Annotated in this window: 10 protein-coding genes and 1 tRNA gene; 10 read left to right on the forward strand and 1 reads right to left on the reverse strand. The window is 43.2% G+C overall.

Going from position 1 to position 7,812, the window contains the following annotated elements; translation table 11 throughout:
* The first annotated feature begins 67 nt into the window (after positions 1-67).
* The 9 genes from IQ211_RS16905 (at position 68) to IQ211_RS16945 (ending at position 5,697) form a co-directional block, all read left to right on the forward strand.
* A complete protein-coding gene (locus tag IQ211_RS16905; protein WP_189761086.1) occupies positions 68-880 on the forward strand; it encodes a PD-(D/E)XK nuclease-like domain-containing protein in 813 nt (270 codons plus the stop codon).
* 1 nt (position 881) lies between these two features.
* Positions 882-1,775, forward strand: a complete 894-nt coding sequence (locus IQ211_RS16910; RefSeq protein ID WP_189761087.1) for a RecT family recombinase — start codon at positions 882-884, stop codon at positions 1,773-1,775.
* Positions 1,776-2,020: 245 nt separating this feature from the next.
* Positions 2,021-2,452 carry a zinc-finger-containing protein gene (locus tag IQ211_RS16915; RefSeq protein WP_189761088.1) on the forward strand — a complete coding sequence of 144 codons (432 nt, stop codon included), beginning with the start codon at positions 2,021-2,023 and terminating at the stop codon, positions 2,450-2,452.
* The gene (locus tag IQ211_RS16920) at positions 2,449-2,940 is read left to right on the forward strand and encodes an ASCH domain-containing protein (protein ID WP_189761089.1); all 492 of its coding nucleotides are present in this window, start codon (positions 2,449-2,451) and stop codon (positions 2,938-2,940) included. The genes IQ211_RS16915 and IQ211_RS16920 overlap by 4 nt, the downstream gene beginning before the upstream one ends.
* Entirely contained in the window at positions 2,937-3,347 is a 411-nt protein-coding gene (locus IQ211_RS16925; RefSeq protein ID WP_189761090.1) for a hypothetical protein, read from the forward strand. Before IQ211_RS16920 ends, IQ211_RS16925 begins: the two co-directional genes overlap by 4 nt.
* Positions 3,348-3,358: 11 nt before the next feature.
* The gene (locus tag IQ211_RS16930; RefSeq protein WP_189761091.1) at positions 3,359-3,571 is read left to right on the forward strand and encodes a hypothetical protein; all 213 of its coding nucleotides are present in this window, start codon (positions 3,359-3,361) and stop codon (positions 3,569-3,571) included.
* Positions 3,540-4,187 (forward strand): MT-A70 family methyltransferase, encoded by a 648-nt coding sequence (locus IQ211_RS16935; protein ID WP_189761092.1) that lies wholly within the window; start codon positions 3,540-3,542, stop codon positions 4,185-4,187. Before IQ211_RS16930 ends, IQ211_RS16935 begins: the two co-directional genes overlap by 32 nt.
* Before the next feature lie 197 nt (positions 4,188-4,384).
* Positions 4,385-4,720 carry a helix-turn-helix domain-containing protein gene (locus IQ211_RS20220; protein WP_189761093.1) on the forward strand — a complete coding sequence of 112 codons (336 nt, stop codon included), beginning with the start codon at positions 4,385-4,387 and terminating at the stop codon, positions 4,718-4,720.
* Complete coding sequence (locus IQ211_RS16945) at positions 4,621-5,697, forward strand: tyrosine-type recombinase/integrase (RefSeq protein ID WP_189761094.1); 1,077 nt, start codon at positions 4,621-4,623, stop codon at positions 5,695-5,697. Before IQ211_RS20220 ends, IQ211_RS16945 begins: the two co-directional genes overlap by 100 nt.
* A gap of 22 nt (positions 5,698-5,719) precedes the next feature.
* On the opposite strand, the gene IQ211_RS16950 is transcribed toward IQ211_RS16945, so the two are convergent.
* Positions 5,720-5,795 (reverse strand) — tRNA-Lys (locus tag IQ211_RS16950).
* Positions 5,796-6,027: 232 nt separating this feature from the next.
* Here IQ211_RS16950 and cycA point away from each other — a divergent pair.
* On the forward strand, positions 6,028-7,434 hold the full coding sequence (cycA, locus tag IQ211_RS16955; protein WP_189761095.1) for a D-serine/D-alanine/glycine transporter: 1,407 nt from the start codon (positions 6,028-6,030) through the stop codon (positions 7,432-7,434).
* Positions 7,435-7,812: the final 378 nt, after the last annotated feature.

Below are 7,812 nucleotides of genomic sequence, written 5' to 3' on the forward strand. Positions count from 1 at the left end.
GATGAATTAATCGAAAAATACAACGAATGGCTATTTGATGTGTGTCGAGCAGTGGAGGAAGAACTACATGAAACCCGGTATCTATTATGACATTTCCAACGAGGATTATCACCACGGTGAAGGGGTGAGTAAGTCGCAGTTGGATGATATTGCAAAGAGTCCTGCATTTTATAGATGGAAGAAAAATGCCCCAATCGACACGGAAAAGTTAAAAGCGCTGGATATGGGAACAGCATTGCACTGCCTGCTATTAGAGCCTGATGAGTTTATCAATCGGTTCATTGAGGCGCCGGAATTCAACAGAAGGACTGACAAGGGAAAGCAGACTGAAAAGGACTTCTTAAAGGATTGTGAGGATACAGGAAAAACCGTCATGGATTACGAGCAGCATAGGAAGCTGAAATTAATGAGAGATAGTGTCATGGCCCATCATGCAGCCAGATACTTTTTAGAAGCTGACGGATATAGCGAAGCATCCATTTATTGGTCAGACCCAGACACGGATGAGTTATGCCGGATAAGGCCAGATAAATTTTTATTAAATCAGCCTGTCATTGTCGATGTTAAAAAAGTCGCGGACATGGAAAGATTTCCGCGTCATATCGAAGAGCTAAGGTATCACGTACAAAACGCAATGTATCAGGAAGGTTATTTGCGTCACTTCGGAGAATCGCCGCTTTTCCTATTTATTGCAGTTAGTGAAAGGATTGATTGTGCCCGTTATCCAGTGCACGTTTTTGAACTGGATTCAGACGATGTTGATGTTGGGTTCGAGCTATTTAAACAGAATTTACACACCTTCCATGAGTGCCGCATCAACGATGATTGGGGCGGTATAGAACCTATTTCGCGCCCTGATTGGGCCAAACGGAGAAACTAATATGTCACAAGCAATTACTACGTTCGAAAATGAACATGAAGCCGATACATCGGCGGCAATTTTTAGCCCTACGGGGCTGCAAAAGCTACAGGCATTCGCTGAGGTTATGTCTCAAGGGATTGCAACCGTTCCGAAACATCTAGCAGGCAAGCCAGCCGATTGTCTGGCAGTAGCGTTACAAGCCGCGCAATGGCGAATGAATCCATATGCAGTAGCACAAAAAACACATCTCGTTAATGGGGTATTGGGTTACGAGGCGCAGTTAGTAAACGCAGTGGTTACAAGCTCAAAGGCTGTTCGCGGACGCTTTCATTATCGGTATGGCGGGGATTGGGAGAAAATCACAGGAACCAAGAATAAATCAGACGAAAGCGGGTTGTTCGTTGAAGTGGGTGCAATCCTTAATGGTGAGTCTGAAATTACATGGGGAGAGCCTGTTTATCTTATCGATATTACGACACGAAACTCCCCGCTGTGGAAAACGGCACCTAAACAGCAAATTGCTTATCTAGCCGTGAAATACTGGGCGCGCCTTTATTGCCCTGAAGTGATCCTAGGTGTTTATACGCCTGATGAGTTTGAGTCAGAGCCTCGTGCTATGCGCGATGTAACCCCAGTCACAACAAAGCAATCTCTCAATCAATTAATCAACAACAAGCCAGTAAAGGATGAGCCAAAAGGTGACAAACGCACGCCTGATGAGTTGCTGTGTGATTTCACTGAGGCTGCAAATAACGCGAAAAGCATTGAAGAATTAAATAAGTTCTATACCTACAGCGCCAAGAAGCTAGCACGCGAGCAGGATGCGCTAGATAAAGCTACTGATGTTTATCAAATTAGAAAAGATGAACTAAACGGCATGGAGAATGAAACTCATGACCGCGGAACCGAGTAAATATTTCTACGGTAAACCCTGTCCGAATGGACACACGCTGCGCTACACAAAAAATCGCAGATGCGTTGTGTGTAGACGAATATGCGCCAATGAGAATCAAGGTAAGTATGTGAGTAAAGTCAAGAAAAAACCAGCACAACCAGCACCACCTACCACCGATTTTCAACACCGAGTCACCGTGCTCGGCAATCCAGATAGGACCCTGTAACCCCAACCCTATCACTACGCTGCTATGCGGCGGGAGGATGATTGTGGAAAAAACGCCATGGAATCCAAGCATAAAAGCAATCAGGAAAGTCAAAGATCCGCTACCTGCACCTACCGAATGTCGTTACTGCAATGGGAATGTGGCAATAGTCAGTCATGAAGATGTATATGGCCGGAGTTATGGAAATTGGCCATGGTTGTATATATGCACTACATGCCGAGCCTATGTGGGGATGCACCCATTTACGGATATTCCACTAGGGACATTAGCAAATAAAGAAACTCGCGCGGCACGGAATAGCTGCAAACAATATTTCGAACAGATATGGAGATCAGGGAGATTGACGCGCACGGAGGCCTATCATTGGTTAGCAAAACAGCTAGAAATTAGTCCCAGCCAATGCCATTTCGGCTGGTTCGACACTGATATGTGCGAACGGGCAGCGAATATATGTAGGAGGTTTAAATGAAGCAGCTCAAATTTAACGGTGAGATGATAGACGCTATTTTGGCAGGAACTAAGACGCAGACGCGGAGGCCGATTAAACCACAGCCTCAATTGGATGAACAAAAACTAAGTCAAATGGGCGCGATAGCAGAAGGATTTACTCTTGCAGAAGTAGTTAATGGAGCATGGCAAGCTGGATTTATAGATGTTGGTTGCCCGTATGGTGAGTTTGGTGACATCACTAATTTCACCGACAAAGACGGCAATATCAAGGGCAGGCTGGAAATAACGGATGTTCGGGTTGAGCGGTTGCAGGACATAAGCCGGAAAGACGCCATTGCAGAAGGTGGTCCACCCAGTCACACCTCAATAGATGCAGTATCACAGCAGTTCGGATTTCCTGATTTTTCTCGCTCATGGTTTGCGCAAACATGGTGGTCAATCTACGACAAAGAAAGCTGGGCCGCTAACCCGTGGGTTTGGGTTATTGAGTTTCGGAGGATTGAATGACTAATTCAGATTTATGCAGAGCAGCGTTTGAAAAACTGCTATTAACTAAGTTCCGTTATTTTGAAAATGCGTTAGAGAAAGATGGAGACGGAACATATTTCAATATGTCAGCCCAAAATTACTGGGAGGTGTTTCAAGCTGGGTGGAAAGCAAGTCTGGAAATGATTGCTCACAATGAAACGATTAATGATATTTGGGAAATGCTGGAAAGGCAGGGATTTAAAATTAAGGGGCCGGAAATGAACAATGATGTGATTGAGTTGGCAAAGAAACTCGCTGAATATGAAAATATGAAACCTTTGGCATATTACAATTTAGTGGATGGAAAAATATGTAAAAGCATAGATGATTTTGATAAGGACAAAACAATGTTTGCAGTTTGTCTCTATCCCCATCCAAACAAATAACGAGAAATAACATGGATATTATCGACGCAGCGAATGATTTAAATGAGCTGAATATATCTCATGCTCTACAGAACCAACCACCAGCATTAACCAGTATCAACGGAATGTGTCGATGGTGTGAGGCAGAACCAGCAATACATGGTGCATTCTGTAGTCGGGAGTGTGGGGAGGATTATGAGCGGGATAGGCGCAATGGAACGAAAATACGACCTGATATTAGCTGATCCCCCCTGGCAATATAATAACGCAGCCAGCAACGGAGCCGCCAATAATCACTACACCACCACCGATTTTTATTCCCTCGCTCGAATTCCCATAGAGCAAATAGCCGCTGAAAACTCCGTACTCTGTATGTGGTACACGGGGAATTTTGCGGCTGAGGCGATGGAATTAGCCGCAGCATGGGGATTCACCGTCAAGACTATGAAGCTGTTCACATGGGTAAAACTCAACAAGTTAGCGATGGAACGCATAGATAAAGCCATTCAGGAAGAAAAGCTGTTCGATAGCTGGGATTTTATGGAACTACTGAATACTGAAACACGAATGAACGGAGGCAATTATACCCGCAGTAACTCAGAAGACATGTTGATCGCTGTTCGGGGCAATGGACTACCCCGGCAAAGCGCCAGTGTGAAACAGGTGATTTATTCGTGTCTGGGTGAACATTCACAGAAACCGCGAGAGGTTCATTACAGGTTGGAGCGATTATACGGCGATGTACCACGCATTGAGTTATTCGCCCGCGAGTCAATGGACGGCTGGGATACATGGGGGAATGAGTCGCCGATAAATAATGTCGAATTTATTAGTGAGGCTAAATTCATCACCGATGACTAGCGAATTCGAGAACGCAAGGAGGAAGGTAGCAAGGGAATGCCTGGAGGAACTGAGGCGCCTACCCAAATACGATGACACCGCAGTTACCGCAATCCTCGATAAATACACCCCCAAATTTAAACCACTCAACCACATGAAATTCAGCGCTAAATCAGTGCTGGTGCACTATGTGCGGATGATTCAGAAGGAGATGAAGGATGGATGTTCACGATGAATTATTTCTAACCGAACAGGCTGCTAATTTCCTGAAATGCTCAGTTAGGCGCGTCAGGAAATTAATAAAAGATGGTGAATTACCTGCGAGACGTAGAGGGAGGGAAGGTGAGGGGCCATATGAGATTTTGCGATCATCATGTGTTGCATATATCCACAACCTACATAAAAATGTCAGCGTGAATGCTGATTGTCATGGTAAATCAAAAAGGAGTTTTACATGTCGATCAAATTACGATACGGAGTATGGCACTGTGACTTCGTTACGCCGAGCGGAAAGCGAATTAGACAAAGCCTTGGCACCTCAGATAAGAAATTAGCTCAAGAACTGCATGATAAGTTGAAATCGGACTCATGGAAAGTTGAGAGGCTAGGTGAAGATCCTGAGTATTACTTTGATGAGGCTTGCCTGCGCTGGTTAAAGGAAAAACAGCATAAGCGCACAATAGACAAAGATAAAGGGAAGATTAGGTTTTGGTTGCAGCACTTTAAAGGAAGAGTTCTGAGTACCATTACCAATAATGAGTGTCAGGATATAGTTTCGCGGATGAGGAACCGAAACGCATCAAAAGGATATCCATCTCAGTCATCTAAATATGCTCATTTGGCATTTATCAGATCTCTGTTGCGGATAGCAGCAAATGAATGGGGATGGTTAAAGGCCGCCCCGTACATAAAAGCACTGCCACCGAGACAACCAAGGATAAAATGGCTAACTCGTGAACAAGCGCAAGCTCTGATAGATAATGCTGTTGATTATCTAAAACCAGTGATTATTTTCGCTCTAGCTACAGGACTTAGAAGGTCCAATATTTTAGAGTTGGAATGGTCACAGGTTGATTTAGTAAGAAGAGTGGCCTGGGTAAACCCAGACCAATCTAAAAACTATCGAGCTATTGGAGTTTCGCTCAATGACATTGCCTGTCAGGTTATTCGGGAACAGATAGGCAGGCATACAAAGTATGTTTTTGTCAGAGAGCGAAAGTTAAAGGGGGTTACTGATATGGTGCCAATGAGGGTTGATGCCAATAAATCATTCAAGTCTGCCATGAAACGGGCGGGAATAGAAGGATTTCGATTCCATGACCTGCGCCACACGTGGGCTAGTTGGCTGATTCAATCTGGTGTCCCACTATCAGCATTGCAAGAAATGGGGGGATGGGAGAGCATAGAAATGGTTAAACGATATGCTCATTTATCCCCAGTGCATTTGCAAGAGCACGCGAAAAATATTGACAGTATTTTATGCGTGCATGACACGAATATGACACTCAAGAAAGCTGCTGGAAATAATTAACTCTATAACCTATTGATTTAATTGGTGGGTCGTGGGAGGCTCGAACTCCCGACCAATTGATTAAGAGTCAACGGCTCTACCAACTGAGCTAACGACCCATCAAGATTAATTATTCTCCAATGTCAACTTGGCGTCAATGGACTATATCCATTTTTTACTAATTGAATGAAATACGCACAGTAAACGCTTAACGAATCGGTTTAATTATAACCATTCTGTTTTTCATGTGAAATCCTTCTGTTAATAGCGCGGTTGTCTATGTCAAAATGTTCTATTAAACACAGCTTGAGGGTATTAAGGCCATGCTGTGAGAATAAATTGGATACAACTATGGAAGAAAAAATACAACCCACTCACACTACTGAAACTGGAAGTTCGCACTTGCAGCGAAGTCTTACCAACCGACATATACAGTTAATTGCAATTGGTGGTGCCATCGGTACTGGTCTGTTTATGGGATCAGGCAAAACTATCTCTCTTGCTGGGCCATCGATTATTTTTGTTTATATGATCATAGGCTTTATGCTGTTTTTTGTTATGCGGGCAATGGGAGAGCTATTGCTTTCTAATTTGCACTATAAGTCGTTTAGCGATTTCTCCGCAGATTTACTAGGGCCGTGGGCCGGCTTTTTTGTCGGCTGGACTTATTGGTTCTGCTGGGTAATTACTGGTATAGCCGATATTGTTGCCATCACTGCTTATGTTGGATATTGGGTACCTGGTTTTCCAGAATGGGGAAGTTCGCTTTTGTGTGTTCTGGTATTGCTAACTCTGAATCTCGCGACAGTTAGGCTGTTTGGTGAACTGGAGTTTTGGTTTGCCATGATCAAAATTATTGCCATTATTGCCTTGATTGTGACAGGAGGCATTTTGGTTGGCATCAATTTTAAATCACCAGCAGGACATGTTGCAGCACTTTCTAATGTCTGGAATGATGGTGGTATGTTTCCTATGGGGTTAAGCGGATTTTTTGCAGGGTTCCAGATCGCGATATTTGCTTTTGTTGGTATTGAGTTAGTGGGAACTGCTGCAGCGGAAACTAAAAACCCAATGAAATCTTTACCAAAAGCGATCAATGCTATTCCTATCCGTATTATCACGTTTTATGTATTGGCTTTGATTGTCATTATGTCAGTCACACCGTGGCGAGCTGTTAGCGCGGATAAAAGTCCTTTTGTGGAATTGTTCGTTTTGATTGGATTACCCGCTGCTGCCAGCATCGTTAACTTTGTGGTTTTAACTTCTGCGGCATCTTCGGCAAATAGTGGGGTTTTCTCCACTAGCCGGATGTTGTTCGGTCTGGCGAAAGAAGGAGATGCACCAAAGCAGTTTAGCCGTCTTTCCCGCCGTTCGGTTCCGGCATCAGGGTTGGTCTTTACTTGTCTGTGTCTCTCATTTGGAGTCATTTTGATCTATTTTATCCCCGATGTGATGCGGGTTTTTACTCTAGTGACAACCGTTTCTGCGATCCTGTTTATGTTTATTTGGAGCATGATCTTGTGTTCCTATCTGGTTTATAGAAAGCGTCGCCCAGAATTACACCAGGCTTCGGTGTATAAAATGCCATTTGGTATTGTTATGTCTTGGGTATGCTTGGTTTTCTTTGCTTTTGTTTTGGTATTGCTTTCTTTGCAGCCAGATACTCGCCAGGCGTTATTAGCCACACCAATCTGGTTTATTATTTTAATGATCGGGTTTCAGATTGTGAAAAAGCGTAAAATCCGCCTTGCTCATTAAGCAAAAGAATCCTGCTAATTAATCTGGATGGCCCAAATATTGGGCCATTTTTTCTCTTAAACAGGTATGATCGTACCTCGATGGAATCTAAGCTGCCATTTACCAGTTGAAGATAATTGCTAAATTGATGAACGAAGTGCTTGATTGAAAAGGTTGCCAGTTAGATCCATTTCGTAAGATTGATAAGTTAGTAATACAATATTTTTATCAAGAAGGTTTATAGAAAAGTTTTTTGAGAAAAGCTGAAAATTAGTTTTTCTTTCTGTAGTTAAATAACTTTTCAAAATGGTAGGAGTGTCGAAGAAACTCAGTCCAATTTTTGCGAATTTTGATTTTCCACAAACAAAAAAGCAAAAGAGAGGACTGAGTCATGCTTAT

The organism is Xenorhabdus griffiniae (assembly GCF_015163655.1).
In the GTDB taxonomy this organism is placed as follows: domain Bacteria; phylum Pseudomonadota; class Gammaproteobacteria; order Enterobacterales; family Enterobacteriaceae; genus Xenorhabdus; species Xenorhabdus griffiniae.